The following is a 19,455-nucleotide window of genomic DNA, read 5'->3' as shown; positions in this document are numbered from 1 at the left end:
GGGGAGACAGAAGCGAAGCTGTCTTGTCTCCCCAGCTCCCCCTCTCCGTGTCTCCACCTCTGATTAGGCGGAGCGCCGGATGGTCACGAGCGGGGGCCGCGGGCGGATCGCGCGGTAGGTCGCTTCCAGTTCCGGCGTGAGCGCCTGGCCCCGCCGCCGCATCACCGTGTCGGCGGTGGCCATCAGCCGGTCCACGTCGGTCAGTTCCTTCGACACCCCGCTGCCGACCCGGTGGAACCCGGGGATCGCCCGCGCCGCGAACCCGCCGCTCGGCAGCACCTGGGCGAACGGCCCGATCACGCTGCCGCAGTCGAGCAGCACGCCGAGCCCGGTGCGGACGTGGTCGCCGATGATCGCGCCGACCTTCATGCGGCCGGTGCCCACCTCGGCCCCGTCGATCGGCACCGTCACCGGGCGGTAGTCGCACCGCAGGTCGCTCGTGTGGGTGCCGGCCGCGAGGTTCACCCACTCGCCGACGTAGCTGTGCCCGAGGAACCCCTCGTGGTACTTGTTCGCGTACCCGAGCAGCACGCTGCACTCGACCTCGCCGCCGACCCGGCAGTGCGGGCCGATGGTGGTGCCCCCGCGGACCTTCGCCCCGAACACCACCGCCCCGGCCCCGACCGCGCACGGCCCTTCGAGCCGCGTGAACGCCTGCACCACCGCCCCCGGCCCGATGACGACCGGGCCGTTCGTGGTGTCGCACACCACCATCGGGTCGACCCGCGCCGTGGGGTCGACGATCAACCGCTCGGCCGGGCCGACGACGGCCACCCCGGCGGGCGGCGCGGCGGCCGGGGCGAGCGCCCTGGCGTCGTTGGCGATCTCGGCCGGGTTCAGGTCCACGAGTTCCCACGGGCGGCTCACGAGCGCCCCGCCGACGTCGCGGGCCGGGAGCGTGCCGGCCCACTCGTCCATGCACCGCGAGAACCGCTCGGGGCTCTGCGTGAGGGCCTCGAGGTGCGGCACGTCGAGCACCGCGTAGGCGATCTCGTTGCCGGCGACGCCGAGGTGCGGGCCGTCGGCGAACGGGTACGGCGCGCCGGCCGCGGGCCGCGGCGGGGGCACCCACCGGGCGTTCACGAGCACGGTCGGCGCGGCCCGGAGCCACGCGGGGTCGTTCACCGGGCACAGCGGGTCGCGGCCCCGGATCAGGCCGGCCACCCCGCTGCGGCACAGGTGCCCGACGGTCGCGGCCGCGAAGTACCGCGCCTGCTTCCGGGCGAGCGTGTCGAGCCCGCAGATCAGGTCGGCCACCGGGCGGGTGAGGGCGAGCGGCTCCAGCCCCCGCACGAGCGCGTCTTCGTACACACAGATTCGCATCCACCGTCCTCCCGCCGTCCGTGGCCGTAGAGGGGGCAGTCTAGACCGGGACCGGTGATCGGGGAAAGGCGAGTTTCGGGCGGCGTCGGGACAACTGCAGATCGGGGGCCGAATCTAAAAACCGGGCACGGGCACGGGCACGCACGCGGGCACGGACAAATCGCGGTGCGTCGGCAAGTCCGTGCCGGTCCCGTTTTCCCCGCGTGCCCGTGCCCCAGCCTGTGCCCGTGCCCGCAGGGCGATTCCGTGTGTCACGTTGGGTGGTGCGGGCCGGGGGCCCACCCCCTCGCGGGCGCTCAGGGTTCGCCCGGAACCGCCGGCCTCTTGGCGAACCCTGCGCGCCAGCGAGGGGGTACACCTGAACCACCCCGTGTGACACACGGAATCGCCCTGGTGGGGCCTTCACGCGGCGCACATACCGGCCGCGGAACTCCCCTTTACACGCCGCACTTCGGTTGGCATAACCCCGCCGTTCACCGCGAACACGTATTGCCTTTCACGCACGGGACGGGTCGGCCGGGGGGGCCGCTCGACCGCGGGGGGAAGTCCATGAGACGATACCGACTCTGGGGCGCGTCCGCGGCCCTGGCGTGCGGCCTGGGCGGGCCGGCCGTCGCCGGCGACGGCGCCCCGGTGCAACAAACCACGCTCGTGAACAAGCTGTTCGGCCCGAGGGCCCCGAAGCCCGCCGGGCCGGCGGCCGCCAACTCGGGCCGGCCGCCGACGATCACCGCGCCGCTCGCGCCCGAGGTGCTGGCCGACGCGCTGCGGGCCGAGCAGGACGCCTACCTGCGCCGGGTCTCCGTCTGCACGGAGCTGCGGCGGGTCGCTGCGGAGAAGGGCGACGACGCCCTGGGCCGCCAGGCCGACGAACTCGAGCGCCAGGCCTCGGCCCTGTACAACCTGCGGGTGGGCGGGCTGGGCGTTTCGCCCCGGCGGTCCGCGGCTCCCGAGCCCGCGAAGGGCCTCGACGTCGCGGCCCGCGGCGCGCCGGGCGCCGCGGCGACGCAGGCCCGCCGCCTCGACGCGCAGGCCGCGCCGGTCCCGGGGACCACAACGGCCCAGGTGCGGGAGGTGAAGCCATGACCCGACTGCTCCTCGCGCTCGCGCTGGGCGCGCTCATCGGCTGCACGGGGATCCACCCGGTCGGCCCGCTGGCCGGTTCGGGCCTCGGCCCGAAGCACGGTAAGGGCAAGGCCGACAAGGACAAGGACGAGCCGCCCGAGCCGGTCACGGTGCCGGCCCCGAAGCCGACGCCCCCGCTGAACACGACCGGCCCCGAGGACGTGACGCCGGAGAACCCGAACCTGGCGATCCGCAAGCTCCAGCAGGAGTTGGAGGCCGACAAGAAGACGGTCCCGTCGGCCCCGAAGACGGTCGAGGTGTCGCGGTACAAGAACGGCGTCAAGCAGGAGTGATACCGAATCGCGTGGATCAGTTGCCCTTGGTGGGGCGGGCATTCGTGCCTGCCTCCGGAAGCGGTTGGAGGCAGGCACGAATGCCTGCCCCACCAGATAGAAACGAATGCATGAGATTCGGTATGATCCGGCCCGGGCGGGTCGATCATTCTCACCCCGCGGCGGGCTGGGGGACGGGCGCGCCGAGGACGCCGATCACGGCGTCGGTCAGCTCGTCGATGTTGAACGGCTTGGCCAGGAACGCCTCGTTCGGGCCGGACACCTCCTCGGTGTCGCCCGAGATGAACAGCACCTTGATCTCGGGGTGCTTCAGCCGGACCCGGTCGGCGAGGTCGCGGCCGGTCATGTTCGGCATCCGCACGTCCGTGACCAGCACCGCCGGGGGCCGCGACAGGTCCGCGAGGACCGACAGGGCCTCGATCCCGTCGCACGCGGCGAGCACCTCGAACCCGGTCTCGGTCAGCACCCGGGCCGACAGCTCGCGGATCGCCGGCTGGTCCTCGACGAGCAGGACGAGCGGCGCGTCGGCGAACGCGGCCACCCGCGGCGGGGGCCCGTCGGCGGCCCGCGGCCGGGCCGGGCCGTCGCGGCCCGGGGGCGGGAAGAACCCGGCCGCCGCGCCCGCGGCCGGCAGGTAGATGCGGAACGTGGTGCCGCAGTCGGTCGCGGTCGTGAACCGGATGTGCCCGCCGGCCGTCGCCGCGATCCCGTACACGGTCGAGAGCCCGAGCCCGGTCCCCTTGCCCAGTTCCTTGGTGGTGAAGAACGGTTCGAACAGGTGCGGCCGCACCTCCTCGGGGATGCCGGTGCCGGTGTCGCCGACCGAGAGCACCACCCACCGGCCGGGGGGCGGGTCGTCGGGCGACTGCGCCTCGGCGACCTCGGTCACGCCGGTCTCGACCGTCAGCGTGCCGCCCCCGGGCATCGCGTCGCGGGCGTTCACGCACAGGTTCATCACCACCGACTCCATCTGCCCGCGGTCGGCCAGCACCTTCGGGACCGCGGCCACCCGGGTGACGAGGGCGACCTCCTCGCCGATGAGCGGGGCCAGGAGCGGCCGCAGGCTCTCGACCACGGCGGCCAGGTCCACGGGGCCGGCGGCCGGGGGCTGCTTGCGGCTGAACGCGAGCAACTGGCGGGTGAGGTCGGCCCCGCGCTCGCCGGCCGACTGGATGTGCGTGACGAGGGGCCGGAGCGGCGACCCGGGCGGGGTCTCGGCCGCGATCAACTCGCTGAACCCGTTGATGACCGTGAGCAGGTTGTTGAAGTCGTGGGCGATGCCGCCGGCGAGCCGGGCGACGGCCTCGAGCTTCTGGGCCTGCCGGAACTGCTCCTCGAGCCGCTTCTGGTCGGTGACGTCCACGGCGAGGACGACGACCCGGGAGAGGTCCGGGCGGCCCCCGGCGTTGGGCACGCCGACGTGCAGCACGATGTCGGCCGGCTCGCCGGTGAGGCGGACCGCCCGGGTCTCGATCCGCAGGGCCCGCTCGCCGCTCCACAGGCCGACCAGCTCGCGGGCGAACGCCGGCCCGGTCTCCGGCCCGATGAGCTTGGGCAGGCTCGCCATCAGCTCGGCCTTGTCGGCCGCCCGGTTCATGGCGACCGCGGCCTGGTTCACGTTCCGCACGCGGATCATGCCGATCGCGGCGGCCGCGAGGTGCGGGTGGGCGGCGAGGTGGGCGGCCAGGTCGGTGACGCCGGCGGCCCGGAGCCCGCCGAACCAGTCGGCGACGCCGGTCATGTCCTCTTCCCAGATGGCGACCGGGGCGGCCTCGAACAGGTTCCGGTACCGGTCCTCGCTCCGCTCGACGGCCCGCTCGGCCTCGACCCGCTCGGTCACGTCCTGGATGGTGCCGTACAGGCGGTGCGGCTTGCCCCCGCGGGTCTCCAGTTGGCCGATGACGTGGACCCACAGCTTGTTGCCGCGGGCGGTGACGAACGGGAGCACCACGTCCCACCCCTCGCCGGTCGCGGCGGCTCGCGCCCCCATCTCGCGCATCACCTCCCGGCCCTCGGGGGCGTAGAAGTCCAACGAGTTGTCGGGGTGCGGCGCGTACTCGAACGGGCTCAGCTCGTGGATCCGGTACGTCTGCTGCGACCAGGTGATCCGGTTCTCGGGGATGTGGTACTCCCACCCGCCGATCCGCGCCAGGCCGGCGGTCGTCTCCAGCAGCGCCCGGGTCTCGCGGAACTGGGCCTCGACCTCGCGGCGGTCGGTCACGTCGCGGATGTTCACGACCACGCCGGCCACGGCCGGGTTGTCGAGGTGGTTGGTCGCCAGCGCCTCGAGCCACACCCACCGGCCGTCGGTCCGCTGGATCCGGAACTCGGCCTTGGTCGGGAGCCCCGGGTGGGCCAGGGTGTCGGCGAACGTGAGCTGCACGAGGGTGCGGTCGTCGGGGTGGACGTTCTCGAACGTGGACCGGCCGGCCAACTCGGCCGGGGTGCGGCCGCACATCGCGGTGATGGCGTCGGTCACGTACGCGGTGCGGCCGTCCCGGGTCATCACGACCAGGGCGTCGTGCGAGTGGGCCAGCAGGGTCGCGAACCGGGACCGGTCGGCGGCCAGGGCCGCCTCGGCCCGCGCCTTCTGGGCCTCGGCGGCCACCCGGGCCGCGATGTCGGCACTCAGGGCCGTCTCGGCCGCGTCCCGCTCGGCGGTCACGATCCCCAGGCACAGCGCGGTGACCACCGACACGGCCAGGAACCCGACCAAGGCGAGCCGCTCGCCCAGGGCCTTGTGGTCGGCGACGAGGAGCGCGACGACGACCGCGGCGGTCACGAAGTTGGCGGCCGCCGCGCCCCGGGGGCCGTACCGGGCGGCGGCGATCGCCACGACCGGCAGGCACGCCATCAGGCTCGCCGGGTCCGGGACGCCCGGGGTGAGCGCGAACCCGGCGGCGAACGCGGCCGACGCGAGCAGCCCGGCCCACGCGACCGCCCCGCGGGTCCCGTCCTGCCCCACCACCGGGGGCCACAGGAGCAGCGGCACGAACAACAGAACCCCGGCCATGTCGCCGGTCCACCACACGACCGCGGTCATGAGCGGGTCGCCCGGGGCGTCGCCCCCGACGGCGGCCACGAACGCGGTGCCGAGCAGCGCCGCCGGCACCGACCCGAGGACCGCGGCCAGCACCAGCACCCCGACCCCGCCGAGGTGGTCGAGCCGGAGCCGCTTCCCCCGGGTCGCCAGCCACCCGCCCAGGGCCGCGCCGGCCACGTTCCCGGCGGTGATCCCCAACGCCCCCCACAGCGGCGCGTCGGGCCGCGCGTTAATCAAGTTGACCACCAGCGCCCCGACCGCCACCCCCGGCAGCGCCCGCCACCCGAGCCGCACCACCGCGGCCAGCGCCACGCCCGACGGGGGCCAGAGCACCGACACCCCCGGCGAGAGGGCCGCGAGCCCCAGCCCGACCAGCCCCGCGAGGACGTACCCGCACCCGACCGCCAGCCACAGCCCGACCTCGGGCCGCACGGGGGCCGGCCCCGGGCGGGGCGGGGGCGGGACCTCAGCGGCGGGCCGGGGGGGCACGGACATGACGTCATCCCGGGCGACGGATGCGGGTCAGCGGGGAGGGGGCGGAGTATCACCAACATAATACAGACTGCGGTCCGCTCAAACCGCCAATGGCGAAACTTGAACCATTGGGCCTACAATGCCCGGGATGATCGGAGGGGCCATGCGTGGAGCCGCGTTCGCCGCCGGGGTCGCCGCACTCGCCGCACTGCTCGCGAGCGGGGGCGGGGGCCGCGCCTCGCTGTACTCGCCGGACGACCCGTTCGCCGTGCCCGTCGGCACCGACGGCCGGCCCGCCCCGCTCCCGTTCGACGAGTTCAAGCGGCGGCTCGCGGTCCTCACGAACGCCCTCGTCGAGCCCAAGCCGGGCGAGAAGCCGAACCCGGACCGGGTCAAGTTCCTCGACCGGATCGCCAAGCAGGAGAAGGGGCCGAAGCGGACCGCGCCCGAGGCGGCCGCGCTCGCGACCGACCTGCTCCGCGTCGGCCAGTCGGACCGCGCCCTGGGCGTCCTCGGCCCGCACGCCGCCGACCGCCGGCCCGACTACTTCGTGTTCACCGGCCTCGCCAGCGCCCACGCCGCCCGCGGCGAGTGGGCCGACGCGCTCCGCTACCACCAGGAGGGGCAGTTCGACACGAAGATGCCCGAGACGGTGAAGGGGCTCTCGAAGGGCCAGCGCGACTGGTGGGCGCGACTCGACGCCGACGTGGTGCCGCGGTTCTACCAGATCCGCCGCCAGGAGACCGAGGAGCGCCGCGGGCTCGGCCCGACCGAGCGCCACGCCGCCGACGAGACCGAGGACGTGCTCCCGCTGCTCCCGCTGTCGGGCGAGCCGGTGCGGTTCGTGAACGCCGCCGGGGAGTACGAGGCCGGCGTCCTCGCCCCCGCCGAGCAGGCGAAGTTGCCGCCCGACGCGCTCGCGACCGCCCAGCAACTCGTGCTGTGGTTCCCGGGCGACACGCGGCTGTACTGGCTGCTCGCGGAACTGTACGCCGCGGCCGGCGACGTGAGGTCCGCGGTCGCGATCCTCGACGAGTGCACGTGGGGCCGGCAGTACGGGAACCGGAAGGTGCTGGTCGCGCACCGCCACGCCCTGCGGGCCGCGGCCGACGCCCTCGACCGGGTGGAGCCCATCGAGGGGCCGGCGTTCGGCCTGGGCACGATCGGCGTGTACTTCGGCGTCGTCGGCGTGCTGGCCGCGCTCGCCCTGGTGCGGACCGTGCTGAAGCGGAGATAGGCCCGCCCGTTCCCCCGAAACGGCACCGCCGCTGTTGGGCACGCCGGGTGCAGCGGTACACTCTTTCGAGTCCGATCGACCGACCTTCGCACAACCCCGACAGGAGCCCGATCATGGCGACCCCGTTCCCGACCCGCATCGACATCCCGGCCGACAAGCGCGAGAAGCTCGTCGCCCTGCTGAACCAGCAACTCGCCGACACGTTCGACCTGTTCTCGCAGACCAAGTTCGCGCACTGGAACGTGAAGGGGCCGAACTTCATCGCGCTGCACAAGCTGTTCGACGAACTGGCCGAGGAGGTCGAGGAGCACGTCGACGAGATCGCCGAGCGGCTCACGGCCCTCGGCGGCGTGGCGCACGGCACCGCCCGGCAGGCCGCGGCGACGAGCCGCGTGCCCGAGTTCCCGGCCGGCACGCACAAGGGCCAGGAGGTGGTCGCCGCCCTCGCCGACCGGTACGCCGCGACGAGCAAGCTGAGCCGCGAGGCGATCGACAAGGCCGAGGGGCTCGGCGACAAGGACACCGCCGACCTGTTCACCGGCCTGTCCCGCGACCTCGACGAGGCGCTCTACTTCCTGGAGTCGCACCTCAACGGCTAATTGCCGTCGGGCCGCGGGGCTTGTCCCCGTGGTGCCGGAGGCGCAGACGACCACGGGGACAAGCCCCGTGGCTCGACACCCGAGAGCCGCCCATGCTGATCGACCTCAACGCGGACCTCGGCGAGGGGGCCGGCAGCGACGCCGAGCTGGTGCCCCTGGTCACCTCTGCGAACGTGTGCTGCGGGCTGCACGCCGGCGGCCCCGCCGAGATCGCCCGCACCCTCGGCCTCGCGCACAAGCACGGCGTCGCGATCGGGGCGCACCCCGGGTACGCGGACCGCGAGCACTTCGGCCGCCGCGAACTCGCGCTCGGGAACCAGGAACTCGTCGCGCTGTGCGTGTACCAACTCGGCGCGCTCTACGCGATGGCCGCGGCGCTCGGGCTCCGGGTGAGCTACGTGAAGCCGCACGGCGCGCTGTACCACCAGGCGTGCCGCGACCGCCACGTCGCCGACCTGTTCATCATCGCCGCGGCGCAGCTCGAGCTCCCGGTCGTCGGGCTACCCGGCTCCGAACTCGAGGCCGTGTGCCGCGACCGCACCACGTTCGTCCCCGAGGGGTTCGCCGACCGCCGCTACCGGCCCGACGGCACGCTCGTGCCCCGCGACGACCCGGACCCGTTCGTGACCAACCCGACCGAGGCCGTGAAGCAGGTCGAGTGGCTCATCGCCGACCGCGGCGTGCGGACGGTGTGCGTCCACGGCGACAACCCGGACGCGGTCGCGTTCACCCGGGCCGTCCGCGACGCGCTGCTCGCCCGCGGGTTCACCCTCAAGTCGTTCGCATGAGCCTCCGCGTCCGCGACCCCGGCCTGTACTCGCTCCTCGTCGACGCCGGCCGGCCGCACACCCGCCACCTCGGCCTGCCGCTCGGCGGGGCCGCGGACCGGTTCGCGCACGCGCTCGGCAACGCGCTCGTGGGGAACGAAGCCGCCAAGGTCGCGCTCGAGGTCACGCTGTTCGGCCCGACGCTCGAAGCGGTCGCGCCGGTCGCGTGCGTCGTGTTCGGCCCGGCGTTCGAGTCGGCCGTCAACGGCACCCCGGTCCGCCCGAACACCACCTTCACTCTCGAACCCGGCGACGTGCTGCGGGTCGGGGGCACGCGGACCGGGTGCCGCGGTTACCTGTGCGTCGCCGGCGGGTTCGACGCCCCCGCGGTTCTCGGCAGCCGCTCGGCGCTGGAGCCGATCCGCACCGGCGACGTGCTCGCGTGCCGGCCGTCGCGGACCGAGCCGCGCTCGCCGGCCGAGGACCTGTTCCCTCCTGGCGGAAACGTCCTCCGCGTCCTCGACGGGCCACAGTGCGACTGGTTCACCGACGATGCATTCTTCACCAGCGAGTACGAGGTGTCGCCCGCGAGTAACCGCATGGGCGTGCGGCTCACGGGGCCGCCGCTCGCCCGCCGTGCGGGGGAACTCGTCTCCGAGGCGGTTGCCCCCGGGGCCGTGCAGGTGACGAACGACGGCCTGCCGGTCGTGCTCGGCGTGGACGGGCAGACGATCGGCGGCTACCCCAAGGTAGCGCACGTCGTCCGGGCCGACCTCGACGCCCTCGCGCAACTGCGGCCGGGCGACCGTGTGCGGTTCGTTCGCGTCGCCCCCGCCGGCGCGGCAGACGCGGCCCGTGCGCGTGCGGCGCGGCTCGGCGAGTGGCTCGCACGGCTCCGGGCCGCGGAGCGGCCGCCCGAGTTCGCTTAGAAGTGGTGGCGGAACGGGTTGACGCGGCGGGTAGGCGGCGTGCGCGGCACCCCCTCACCCGCCGCGAAGCGCGGCGACCTCTCCCCGTCGGAACGGGGCGAGGTGGGGCTCCCCGGCCTTCTCACAAGCAATCCGTCAGGGCGAGTGTCGGAACGGGCCAACCGCCCCCACCTCGCCCCGTTCCGACGGGGAGAGGTCGCGACGAGTCTTCGAGTCGCGGGTGAGGGGGAACCGCCTGAACCGGGCCCCAGACGCGCGGTCACATTCCGCCACCGGTTCTTAACAGCGCGGCCCGGAAGAAACGGCTAGCGCACCTCGGCGAGCCGCTCTCCCACGATCACCCCCTGTTCGCCGCCGATGCGGGTCAGGAGCACCACCCGGTGTTCCGACCCGCTCAGCTTGAGCTTCCGCGCCACCTCGTCGGCGTCCAGCATCGACCCGCGCTTCACCATCGTGACCCGCCCGACGCCGCGTTCCCGCAGGTAGTCGCGGAGCCGGCCGGCGTGGAACCGGTCGCTGTGCTCGACGCGGTACGCGGTGACGAACGGCGACCGCACCAACTCGGGGCCGGTGAGCGTCGCGACCGACCAGTCGAACGGCGACAGCCCGAGCTGTTCGGCGAGGACGCCCGTGAGCCCGGCCCGCACCACCGCCGGGTCGGGGTCGTAGGCGTACGCGCCGACCTCGGCCGGCGCGCCCGTCGGGGTCGGTTCGTCGGCCGCTGCGAGCGTGACGCCGGCAGGAAGCACGGTCGCCCGCCACGCCGCCGAGCGGAGCGGCCCGAACCACAGCACGCACTCCTTCATCTCGCCGCCGACCGAGATGAACTCGGCTTCCGCGCCGAGCGCCGCCACGTCGTCGCGGGCCACGCCGGGCGCGGCCTTCACGCCCAGGGGGAAGCCCGGCTCGAACCGCCCCCGCAGCGCCGACAGCGGCGGGGTGTAGTCGTCGGGGGCGAGGTGACGGCGGCCGTCGCTGCGGCGGTTCGGGTCGGCGAACGCGGCCCGCACGCCCGGCAGCGGCACGGTGAGCGCGTCGGCCTCGTGAACGGTGACCCGGTCCGCGACGCCGAGCGCCGCCGCATTCGCGGCCGCCATCGCAGCCCGCAGCGGGTCGAGTTCGACCGCGTGAACGGTCAGCCCCGCGGCCGCGAACGCGAGCGCGTCGCCGCCGATCCCGCAGCACAGGTCGGCGACCACCCCAAAGGACGCATAACGCGCCGCCCGGTACGTCGCGACCGCGTCGCCGGTCGCCTGTTCGAGCGCCTCGCGGGTGAAGTACATGCGGTCGGCGGCCGCGAACTTCGGCCGCGCCCGCAGGCGCAGCAGCACCGTGTCGAGGGCGGCCTTGGCGAGCGGGGGCGGAGAGTGCTTCCGCAGCTTCTCGAAGCACGCGAGGAACGCCGCCTCGGTCGGGCCGAGCGCGGCCGCGGCGAGCAGCACCCGCTGCCCGGCGGGCGTCAGCAGTTCTCGGAAGGTCGTCAGGTCCATGTCGGCCGGTCCCCGCTCTCGACGTTTTTCGCGCAGGTTGCTAGTTTAAGACTTTCCAGTACCGGCCACGCACAGGAGACGGATCATGGGCAACCCCGCGATGGTGAAGCGGAAGCACACGGAGAAGCGCCGGAAGCGGTACGAGCAGCGGCTCGGGCCGGGCGTGTACCTGCCGAAGGACGAGCGGCTCGCGTTCAACGCCGCCGCCGAGAAGGCGATCGCCGCCGCGACCGCCGAGAAGGTCAAGTACGACGCGGACAAGAAGGCCGCCAAGGCCAAGAAGAAGGCCGAGGCTCCGGCCCCCGCGGCTCCCGCCGCCGACGCCGCCAAGAAGTGAACACGACGCGCCCGCCCGTTGCGACGGGCGGGCGCGTCTTTTAAATCCAGTTCGGTTCCGCGTCGAGGTCCGCCGGCGCGAACTCCCCGCGGCTCCACTTCTCGACCGCCAGCGCCGCCATCGCCGCGTTGTCCGTGCAGAGCGACAGCGGCGGGATGAACAGTTCCGCGCCCTCCTTCGCGCACATCGCGGTCAGCGCCGCCCGCAGCGGCTTGTTGGCCGACACGCCCCCGCCGACCGCGAGCCGCTTCAGCCCGGTCTTGCGCAGCGCCTGCTTGCACTTGATCGTGAGCACGTCCACCGCCGCGGCCTGGAAGCTCGCCGCGAGGTTCGCGCGCTTCGGGCCGGGCTCGGGCGGCTTCGCCCTCGCGACGTCCTGCCCGTGGCAGGCGTACATCACCGCCGTCTTGAGCCCGCTGAAGCTGAACTCCAGGCGGCCGTCGTCGGCGAACGGCCGCGGCAGTGCGTACGCCTTCGGGTCGCCGGCGGCCGCCTCGCGCTCGACGGCCGGCCCGCCCGGGAACCCCAGCCCGAGGATCGCCGCGACCTTGTCGAACGCCTCGCCGGCCGCGTCGTCCCGCGTGCCGCCGAGCAGCGTCATCGCCAGCGGGCCGTCGCACTGGAACAGTGCGGTGTGCCCGCCGCTGACGACCAGCCCGACGCACGGGAAGATGTCGCGGCCCGCGGCGAGCCGGCAGGCGTAGATGTGGCTCTGGACGTGGTTCACAGCAATGAGTGGCACGCCGAGCCCGAGCGCGAGCACCTTCGCCGCGGAGACGCCGACGAGCAGCGCCCCGACGAGCCCCGGCGTGTTGTGGACCGCGACGCACCCGATGTCGGCGAGCGTGACGCCGGCCTTCGCGAGCGCCTCGTCGATCACCGGCAGCAGGTTCCGCAGGTGCGCCCGCGACGCGATCTCGGGGACGACGCCGCCGAACCGCGCGTGCAGGTCGGTCTGCGACGCGACGACGCTCGACCGCACGGCGAGCCCGTCGGTGAACACGGCCGCCGCCGTCTCGTCGCAGCTCGTCTCAAGGGCCAGGAAGTGTGTCATTAAAATCGAACGTCCTCGGGGAGACTCGGAAACCCACCCGGTGCGGGCATGTGCGCGGGGTGGTGGCCGAACCGGTTCAGCAGTGCCGAAATGCCAACTTGTGTGAGGTCAGGGGACGCACCCAGGAACAGCCAGCCTTCGCACAGGCCGCCGAGGTACGGCGACTCGGCCAGGGCGAGGGCACCCTTATCCGAGAGGATGTGCCCGGACAGATTAAGCCGCCGCAGGTTCACGAGGTGCGGAGATTTTGCGAGCGATTCTGCATCGTCGAGGGTCGTGTTTTGGATGAGCCAAAGCTCCCGGAGGTTTCGCATGTGCGGCGACTCCGCCACCGCCTTCGCGCCGCGTGCCGTAATGCGGAGGCGGATCAACCCTGCGAAGTTCGGAGAATTCGCGGTGGCCTCCAAACTCTCAACCACGAAATCGTTCACCGTGAAGTCTTCGAGTTTGGTCAGATACCTTGAGGTCGCGAGAGCCCGCGCCCCGTCCGGACCGCCACAATAGCCGAGGCTCAGCTCCCGCAACCCGGCGGCGTTGGGGGACTCGGCCAGTGCCCGCACGCCGGTGGTGCCGCCTATATTCCGATCGATGTGAAGTGCGCGCAAGTTCGAAAGGTGCGGAGACTTTGCCAGCGCTGTGTACCCCGCATCCGCGATGTGATTCTCGGAAAGTCGGAGTTCGGTCAACCCTGCGAGATGGGGGCACGCCGCGATAGCCGCCGCTCCATCGTTGGCGACCAGCTCTGTTGACAGATCAAGGTGCGTGAGGCGCGGGAAGTTCGGGAGGGCGAGAAGCTCTTGCGTGTTGGTGGCGGTGAAACTTCGCCCGTGAGCGATCTGCAAGCGGCGAAGGCGGCCGAACACCGGACTGCGGCCGAACGCCGTGAACTCGTTCCGGTCGGTCAGCGAGATGCCGAGCAGCGGAACGGTCGCGGCGATTCGGCCGCCCTTCTGCACGAAGTTCTTCGCGCTCGACACGCTGACGGAGTCCACGAACCCGCGTCGGAACTGCCCCCACGAGACGCCGGGTATCCGCGGCAGTTCCAGTCGCCAGTCGCCGAACTTGCTGCCCCACCTGCGGAGGATGTCGTGCGCCGCGGGGAGCCAGTCGGGGTGGTAGCGGGGGAGCGGGTCGAGCGCGATTTGTGCGCGAACGAACCCGGCCCGCGCGACGTCGTCCTCGCCGCCCTGTTCCTCGAGCCAGTCGGCGAACGCGAGCCGCGGCGTGTCCTCCTCGGGGTTGGCGCAGATCGCCGCGAGGAGTTGCTTGCGTTCGCTCACGACACCCGCCCCAACCGCATCGAGAACTTCCACCGCACGGGGCGCACGGTGGCCGGGTCGCCCCACGCCGCGGCCAGCTCCTCGGTGACCGCGGGCATCGGGCTGTGGCCGTACTTCTGCTCGTACTTCCGCACCGCCGACCAGGTGTTGATGTACCCGGTGAAGTGTGCGAGGTCCCACTGGGCCGTCATCTTGAAGTGCGGCCGCGGCAACTCGGGGAACGGGAACGGGAGGGTGCGGTAGCCCGCGTCGGCGTAGGCCCGCTCGGGCGGCCAGTACGGGCGGACGTACCGGGCCTGCACCTGCTCCATCACCGGGTCGATCTCGGGGTGGACCGTGTCGAGGTCGTAGGTCCACGCGGCGACCACGCACCCGGGCTTCGCCACCCGCCGCACCTCGGCGTAGAACCGGTCGAGGTCGAACCAGTGGACCGCCTGCGCGACGGTGACGAGATCGGTGCTCGCGTCGGGGAGCGGGCACTTCTCGGCCGGCGCGGCGGCGTACTCGACGTGCGGGTGCGGCTCGGCGTTGGCGAGCTGGCCGGCGCTGGCGTCGGTGGCGAACACCTTCGCGAAGTGCCCCGCAAGCGCGACCGCGGCCTGCCCGTTGCCGGTGCCGCAGTCCCACGCGAGGTCGCGGCCGGGTGCGGCTTCCGCGAGGAACGCGAAGAGCGCCGACGGGTACACCGGGCGGTACGCGCGGTAGTCGCCGGCGACGCCCGAGAAGTGGTCGTGGAAGGGGTCGCTCATTCGGTCGCCTCGGCGGGCGGGGTCAGGTACAGGTGGCACAGCCGCGGGTACCGCTTCCGCAGTTCGACCTCGTCCTCGAAGTCGAAGTCCGGCCCCTCGGGCGGGGGCGGCGGGGCGTCCTTCTCGACCTTGTCGAGCCGCTCGAAGAAGTCGCTCATGCCGGTCTTCGCCTCGTAGACCCGCAGCGCCGCGGCGTCGATGCCGAACCCGTCCACCGGGTCGCCGTCGAGGACGTCGGCGAGCGAGTCGGGGTTCCGCAGCGCCGCCTCGTAGGGGTGCCGGCCGCGGGCCACGAGCCACACGCGGAAGTCGCGGAACCCGTCGTCGGAGCACCCGCCGTTGATGACGTGCGCCGCGCCCCACAGCGCGATCGTGTTCGCCGACGCGACCGCCTCGTCGAACCGCGCCTGGAACTCGACGACCTCGAACCACTTGAGCTGCCCGAGCCGGTCCATGACCGCCTCGAAGTGCTCGATGGCGTCGGGCCGGTACGCGTCCTCGAGCACCTTCCAGAACGGCTTCCAGTCCATCGCACACCTCCCGGGGAGAGCGGTCACGGCGTCGGTGCGGTCGTCGGGAACAACTCGTCGAGCGGCAGCCGGAACCCGGGGATGATCGGGTCGCCGGTCAACGCGTCGGCGCGGGTGAGGACGCGGACCTGCATGGGCGAGTCGAAGACGAACACCTGCTCGACGTGCGAGTACACGTGCCACACCCGCTGCACGCCGGCCGCGAAGTACTCCGCGAGCTTATCGAGGACATCGAACGCTTTATCCGTTGGGCTGATGACCTCGACGGCTAACTCGGGCGCCACGGGCCACGCGTTGACCCGCGGAATCGGTCGCGCCTGCGGCCAACGTGTGAACGAGACAAACGCCGCGTCCGGCTTGCGATCGTTGGCGCTGCCCGGGAAACCGAACATGGTCTCGCCGACCCCCCAACCGAGGTTGTTGGTGCGGCAGTACGGCTCCAACCGGCCCACCAAGAGCGTGGCGATCAGGTTCTCGATCAACCCCATGCCCTTCTCCACCCGCACGCCATTGATGACCTCAAAGAGCCGCTCGCCGTGGTAGTCGTAAGGGTCGGGGTGCAACCGAACTGGGGTCGGCTGCGCCGGCGGCGGTGTTTGGGTGACCGATCGCGGCTCGGCAACGGTACTCACGGTGATTCCCTCCAAACTCCCGGTGCCTCCGAGTCAGTACCCCGCCTTTGCGACCTGCGGCGCGGCGACGCCGTTGGCGCTCGGCTCGGGCGGCCACTCCTTCCAGTTGTTCGCCTGCCGCCAGAACGACAGCGGGTTGTCGTACACCACCTTCTTGATCGCGGCCTCGCTGTGCCCGCGGCGCTTCATCTCCTGGATCAGTTCCGGCACCGCGAGCGGGTCCGACTTGCCCCAGTCGCCGGCCGAGTTCGCCATGATGCGGTCGGTGCCGACCATCTCGATGATGTCGCACGCCCGCGCCGGGGTGCACTTCGTGGTCGGGTACAGCGTCATCCCGCACCAGAACCCGTTGTCGAGCGCGAGCTTCACCGTGTGCTCTTCGACGTGGTCGATGCACACGCGGTGCGGGGTCACCCGGCGGTCGTTCTTGAGCATGTCCACGATCATCCGCGTCCCCTTGTACTTGTCTTCCAAGTGCGGGGTGTGGATGAGGACCAACTCGTTCGTCTTCGCGGCGAGGTCGAGGTGCTCCTGGAAGATGGTCGCCTCGTTGGCGGTGTTCTTGTTGAGCCCGATCTCGCCGATGCCGAGCACGTTCGGCTTCGAGAGGAACTCGGGGATCATGCCGATGACCTCGCGGGACAGCGAGACGTTCTCGGCCTCCTTGGCGTTGATGCACAGCCAGCAGTAGTGCCGGACGTGGAACTGGGCGGCCCGCTTGGGCTCGTGGTCGGTGAGCTGGCGGAAGTAGTCGTGGAACCCGTGGGCGGTGCCGCGGTCGAACCCGGCCCAGAACGCGGGCTCGCTGATCGCGGCGCACTGCGCGTAGGCCATCCGCTGGTAGTCGTCCGTGGTCCGCGAGATCATGTGGATGTGCGGGTCGATGTACTTCATTTTCGACACGTCTCCTTGTCAGTTCGCAACTTCTGGCACCCGAGGCGCGGCCCGTTGCACGACCACCGCGGTCACGGGAGGCGAACCTGCGTTCTGTTCACACTCGCTCAGGATACCATCACGCCACGCGGCGAGAAACCGTCCGGGACGGGCGTGTTCGAGATCGCCGCCCGCGGTCGCGGTGCGGGGGCCGGCCCGGTGCGCGCGTCGCGACTCCGGCCCCACACGGCCGAGGAGGGGCTCGCACGGCAGTCGCAGTGGAACGACACGAGCACGGCCCACGCCGGAACCCGTATTCTAGCCGCCGGTTCGTGGGCCAGAAAGAACGGGGGCATCGAGACCGACCCGTCCGCCCGGCGGGCCGGCCCCCTCCCGGGCCGGCACGGCGACCGTATCGTACCCGGAACCGACGCGACCGCGTCGGAACGGGGAGACCGCCATGGGAAAGATCCTGGTCCTGTACCACTCGGCCAGCGGGAACACGGCGAAGATGGCCGAACTCGTGGCCGAAGGGGCCGGGCTCGTCCCCAGCTCTGAGGTCCGCGTTCGCGAGGTCGCCGACGCGGCGCCAGACGACGTGTCGTGGTGCGACGGGCTGGCGGTCGGGAGCCCGACCAACATGGGCGTCCTGTCGTGGAAGATGAAGCGCTTCTGGGACGAAGCGATGTTCGACTCGTGGGGCAAGGTCGACGGCAAGGTGGCGTGCGCGTTCTCGTCGTCGGGCGGGTGGGGCGGCGGGGCCGAGATCGCGTGCCAGTCGCTCCAGATGGTCCTGATGAACTTCGGGTTCCTGGTGTTCGGCGTCACCGACTACGCGGGCAAGACGATGACCGCCCACTACGGGGCGGTGGCCGCACGCGAGCCCCGCGACGCCGACGTTCGGGACGCGTGCCGGCTGCTCGGCCGCCGGCTCGCCGAGTGGGTCGCCGTGGTCGCGGACGGCCGGAAGGACCAGCACCCGCTCGCCAAGCCCGAATCCCGCACGCTCCCGGGCTGAGCGCCCCGGGGGTCGCTCCGCGGCCGGACGGGGTCACTTCTTCGGTTCGAGCGCGGCGGTGAAGAACTTCACGACGGGCGCGACGTCCTTGAGCCCGTGCGGGTGGTGGTCCTGGCCGGGCTTCACGACCCGCTCGACCGGCCCGCCGAGGGCCTTGTACCGGTCGTACACCAGCTCCGAGTTCTCGGCGTGCGGCACGACCGTGTCCCTGTCCCCGTACACGAGCAGCAGCGGGACCTTGGCCTTCGCGAGCGGGGCCAGGTTGTCCACCGGGTTGAGCTTGTACGCGACCGCCTCGGCGTCGCTCTTGAAGTCGTGGGCCGCGAGCAGCTTCTTCCACTCGCCCTCGCTGCCCTTGCCGGTGCCGAGCTTCTTCGGCTGCCCGCCGGGCCAGCTCTTGAAGTCGCACACCGCGTTGTCCAGGTACACCGCCAGCGTCCGGTCCGGGTGCGCCGCCGCCCAGTTCATGCAGTACAGCCCGCCGCGGGACAGCCCGATCAGCCCCGGCTTCGGGTGCATCCCGTACTCCTTGACCATTTCGGCGTGGAACCCCTCCCAGTGCTTCACGGCTTTCGGCGAGCCGAACAGGTCCGGCACCTTCAGGTACGCCAGGTGCCAGCCGGCCTTCACGAGCGCGACGTCGCAGTCCGCGAACGCGCCGAAGAACTCGCCCCGCCACGCCCACGGCCGGCCCGGCAGCGGCGCGTCCGGGACGACGACCGTGGCGTCGAGGCCGCCGACCCTGAAGTCGTGGCGGGCGAACCCCTGCCACTTCGTCGGTTGGCCGGGGAACGGCTTCGGGTCGGCCGCGGGCGCGACGGCCGGGAGCGCGAGGGCCACGACCGCGGCGGTGAGGAGGCTGTACGGGTGCATGGGGGGCCCGGTGCGGGGTGCGGGGGGAGCGGATAGTCTACGCCGGTCGGCCCGCGGTGCCGCACGGGCCGGCCCGGCCCGCGTAAAATGACGGTACCCGCCGCCCCACCGGAAAGGCACCACCGTGACACCGACCCGCACCGATGCCGACACGCCCCGCACGTCCGCCTCCGGACACGACCTCACCCCGCTGACGGGCGACGCACGGGAGCGGCTCGCGGCGGCGCTGACCCCCGAGGAGCGGCGCGTGCTGCTCCACCAGGGGACCGAGCGGCCGTTCTGCGGCGGGCTGCTCGCCGACAAGGGCCCCGGCGCGTACCACTGCCGGCTCTGCGGCCTGCCGCTGTTCCGGGCGGCCGCGAAGTTCGAGTCCGGGACCGGGTGGCCGAGTTTCTACCAGCCGTTCGACCCGGAGCACGTCGCCGTCCACCGGGACGCGAGCCACGGCATGGTTCGCGACGAGGTCGTCTGCGGGCGGTGCGGCGGCCACCTGGGGCACGTGTTCGAGGACGGCCCGCGGCCGACCGGCCTGCGGTACTGCATGAACTCCGCCTCCCTGAAGTTCGTTGCCGAGGGTGACGCACGCGGCCAGGGTTGAGCCCGTCGCCGGGACGAGCCGCTCTGACCCACGAGATTCGGCACCATGCGCTGTTGAAGTCCTCCCGGGACACGCAGGAAGTGGCTGGCGGGCCGCCACGGAGGGCGGCCCCTACCAGACAGTTTGCCTTTGGTTTGTAGGGGCCGCCCTCCGTGGCGGCCCGCGTGAGGCGAACGATTCAACAGAGTCGAAGATGGGAGCGATTCCACCCGGACGGATGAAATGGGGCTG

The 19,455-nt window shown here is 72.5% G+C and carries 19 protein-coding genes; 9 read left to right on the top strand and 10 right to left on the bottom strand.

Translation table 11 applies throughout. The features are described 5' to 3' along the window. Nucleotides 1–63: 63 nt before the first annotated feature. Entirely contained in the window at nucleotides 64–1,323 is a 1,260-nt protein-coding gene (locus ACTIGN_RS06385) for a putative sugar nucleotidyl transferase (RefSeq protein ID WP_439621977.1), read from the bottom strand. Between the two features lie 549 nt (nucleotides 1,324–1,872). Here ACTIGN_RS06385 and ACTIGN_RS06380 point away from each other — a divergent pair. Both ACTIGN_RS06380 and ACTIGN_RS06375 read left to right on the top strand, forming a co-directional pair. Beyond that, on the top strand, nucleotides 1,873–2,409 hold the full coding sequence (locus ACTIGN_RS06380) for a hypothetical protein (RefSeq protein WP_439621976.1): 537 nt from the start codon (nucleotides 1,873–1,875) through the stop codon (nucleotides 2,407–2,409). Next, entirely contained in the window at nucleotides 2,406–2,741 is a 336-nt protein-coding gene (locus ACTIGN_RS06375; protein ID WP_439621975.1) for a hypothetical protein, read from the top strand. Before ACTIGN_RS06380 ends, ACTIGN_RS06375 begins: the two co-directional genes overlap by 4 nt. A gap of 151 nt (nucleotides 2,742–2,892) precedes the next feature. Here ACTIGN_RS06375 and ACTIGN_RS06370 read toward each other — a convergent pair whose 3' ends face one another. Then, on the bottom strand, nucleotides 2,893–6,279 hold the full coding sequence (locus ACTIGN_RS06370; RefSeq protein WP_439621974.1) for a PAS domain S-box protein: 3,387 nt from the start codon (nucleotides 6,277–6,279) through the stop codon (nucleotides 2,893–2,895). 142 nt (nucleotides 6,280–6,421) lie between these two features. Between ACTIGN_RS06370 and ACTIGN_RS06365 the strand changes: the two genes are divergently transcribed. The 4 genes from ACTIGN_RS06365 (at nucleotide 6,422) to ACTIGN_RS06350 (ending at nucleotide 9,790) form a co-directional block, all read left to right on the top strand. After that, complete coding sequence (locus ACTIGN_RS06365; protein ID WP_439621973.1) at nucleotides 6,422–7,495, top strand: hypothetical protein; 1,074 nt, start codon at nucleotides 6,422–6,424, stop codon at nucleotides 7,493–7,495. Nucleotides 7,496–7,608: 113 nt separating this feature from the next. Beyond that, nucleotides 7,609–8,094 carry a DNA starvation/stationary phase protection protein Dps gene (dps, locus tag ACTIGN_RS06360; RefSeq protein ID WP_439621972.1) on the top strand — a complete coding sequence of 162 codons (486 nt, stop codon included), beginning with the start codon at nucleotides 7,609–7,611 and terminating at the stop codon, nucleotides 8,092–8,094. Between the two features lie 92 nt (nucleotides 8,095–8,186). Further along, nucleotides 8,187–8,882, top strand: a complete 696-nt coding sequence (locus tag ACTIGN_RS06355) for a 5-oxoprolinase subunit PxpA (protein WP_439621971.1) — start codon at nucleotides 8,187–8,189, stop codon at nucleotides 8,880–8,882. Beyond that, a complete protein-coding gene (locus tag ACTIGN_RS06350) occupies nucleotides 8,879–9,790 on the top strand; it encodes a biotin-dependent carboxyltransferase family protein (protein WP_439621970.1) in 912 nt (303 codons plus the stop codon). Before ACTIGN_RS06355 ends, ACTIGN_RS06350 begins: the two co-directional genes overlap by 4 nt. A gap of 305 nt (nucleotides 9,791–10,095) precedes the next feature. Here the strand turns inward: ACTIGN_RS06350 and ACTIGN_RS06345 are convergent, their stop codons facing one another. Beyond that, a complete protein-coding gene (locus ACTIGN_RS06345) occupies nucleotides 10,096–11,280 on the bottom strand; it encodes a THUMP-like domain-containing protein (RefSeq protein WP_439621969.1) in 1,185 nt (394 codons plus the stop codon). Between the two features lie 85 nt (nucleotides 11,281–11,365). Here ACTIGN_RS06345 and ACTIGN_RS06340 point away from each other — a divergent pair, with 85 nt between their 5' ends. Further along, nucleotides 11,366–11,617, top strand: coding sequence for a hypothetical protein (locus ACTIGN_RS06340; RefSeq protein ID WP_439621968.1), 252 nt, complete (start codon nucleotides 11,366–11,368; stop codon nucleotides 11,615–11,617). A gap of 40 nt (nucleotides 11,618–11,657) precedes the next feature. On the opposite strand, the gene tsaD is transcribed toward ACTIGN_RS06340, so the two are convergent. From tsaD to ACTIGN_RS06310, 6 genes are read right to left on the bottom strand one after another with little or no spacing between them, the layout of a single operon-like run. After that, nucleotides 11,658–12,671 (bottom strand): tRNA (adenosine(37)-N6)-threonylcarbamoyltransferase complex transferase subunit TsaD, encoded by a 1,014-nt coding sequence (gene tsaD, locus ACTIGN_RS06335; RefSeq protein WP_439621967.1) that lies wholly within the window; start codon nucleotides 12,669–12,671, stop codon nucleotides 11,658–11,660. After that, nucleotides 12,671–13,951: a TIGR02996 domain-containing protein gene (locus tag ACTIGN_RS06330; protein WP_439621966.1), complete on the bottom strand. Its 1,281-nt coding sequence runs from the start codon at nucleotides 13,949–13,951 to the stop codon at nucleotides 12,671–12,673. The genes tsaD and ACTIGN_RS06330 overlap by 1 nt, the downstream gene beginning before the upstream one ends. After that, on the bottom strand, nucleotides 13,948–14,700 hold the full coding sequence (locus ACTIGN_RS06325) for a class I SAM-dependent methyltransferase (RefSeq protein WP_439621965.1): 753 nt from the start codon (nucleotides 14,698–14,700) through the stop codon (nucleotides 13,948–13,950). The genes ACTIGN_RS06330 and ACTIGN_RS06325 overlap by 4 nt, the downstream gene beginning before the upstream one ends. Beyond that, nucleotides 14,697–15,230, bottom strand: a complete 534-nt coding sequence (locus ACTIGN_RS06320) for a DUF4240 domain-containing protein (protein ID WP_439621964.1) — start codon at nucleotides 15,228–15,230, stop codon at nucleotides 14,697–14,699. The genes ACTIGN_RS06325 and ACTIGN_RS06320 overlap by 4 nt, the downstream gene beginning before the upstream one ends. Nucleotides 15,231–15,253: 23 nt before the next feature. Continuing rightward, on the bottom strand, nucleotides 15,254–15,862 hold the full coding sequence (locus ACTIGN_RS06315; protein ID WP_439621963.1) for a Uma2 family endonuclease: 609 nt from the start codon (nucleotides 15,860–15,862) through the stop codon (nucleotides 15,254–15,256). A 33-nt stretch (nucleotides 15,863–15,895) separates the two neighbouring features. Then, on the bottom strand, nucleotides 15,896–16,756 hold the full coding sequence (locus ACTIGN_RS06310; RefSeq protein WP_439621962.1) for a TatD family hydrolase: 861 nt from the start codon (nucleotides 16,754–16,756) through the stop codon (nucleotides 15,896–15,898). 439 nt (nucleotides 16,757–17,195) lie between these two features. Here ACTIGN_RS06310 and ACTIGN_RS06305 point away from each other — a divergent pair, with 439 nt between their 5' ends. Beyond that, nucleotides 17,196–17,753: a flavodoxin family protein gene (locus ACTIGN_RS06305; protein ID WP_439621961.1), complete on the top strand. Its 558-nt coding sequence runs from the start codon at nucleotides 17,196–17,198 to the stop codon at nucleotides 17,751–17,753. Nucleotides 17,754–17,786: 33 nt separating this feature from the next. On the opposite strand, the gene ACTIGN_RS06300 is transcribed toward ACTIGN_RS06305, so the two are convergent. After that, nucleotides 17,787–18,626: an alpha/beta hydrolase family protein gene (locus tag ACTIGN_RS06300; RefSeq protein ID WP_439621960.1), complete on the bottom strand. Its 840-nt coding sequence runs from the start codon at nucleotides 18,624–18,626 to the stop codon at nucleotides 17,787–17,789. Nucleotides 18,627–18,750: 124 nt separating this feature from the next. On the opposite strand from ACTIGN_RS06300, the gene msrB reads away from it, so the two are divergent. After that, entirely contained in the window at nucleotides 18,751–19,224 is a 474-nt protein-coding gene (gene msrB, locus ACTIGN_RS06295; RefSeq protein WP_439621959.1) for a peptide-methionine (R)-S-oxide reductase MsrB, read from the top strand. The last annotated feature ends 231 nt before the right edge of the window (nucleotides 19,225–19,455 follow it).

Source organism: Gemmata sp. (assembly GCF_051859125.1).
GTDB lineage: Bacteria > Planctomycetota > Planctomycetia > Gemmatales > Gemmataceae > Gemmata.
The sequence above is the reverse complement of the archived record's forward strand: the minus strand, read 5'-3'. Positions and strand labels throughout refer to the sequence as shown.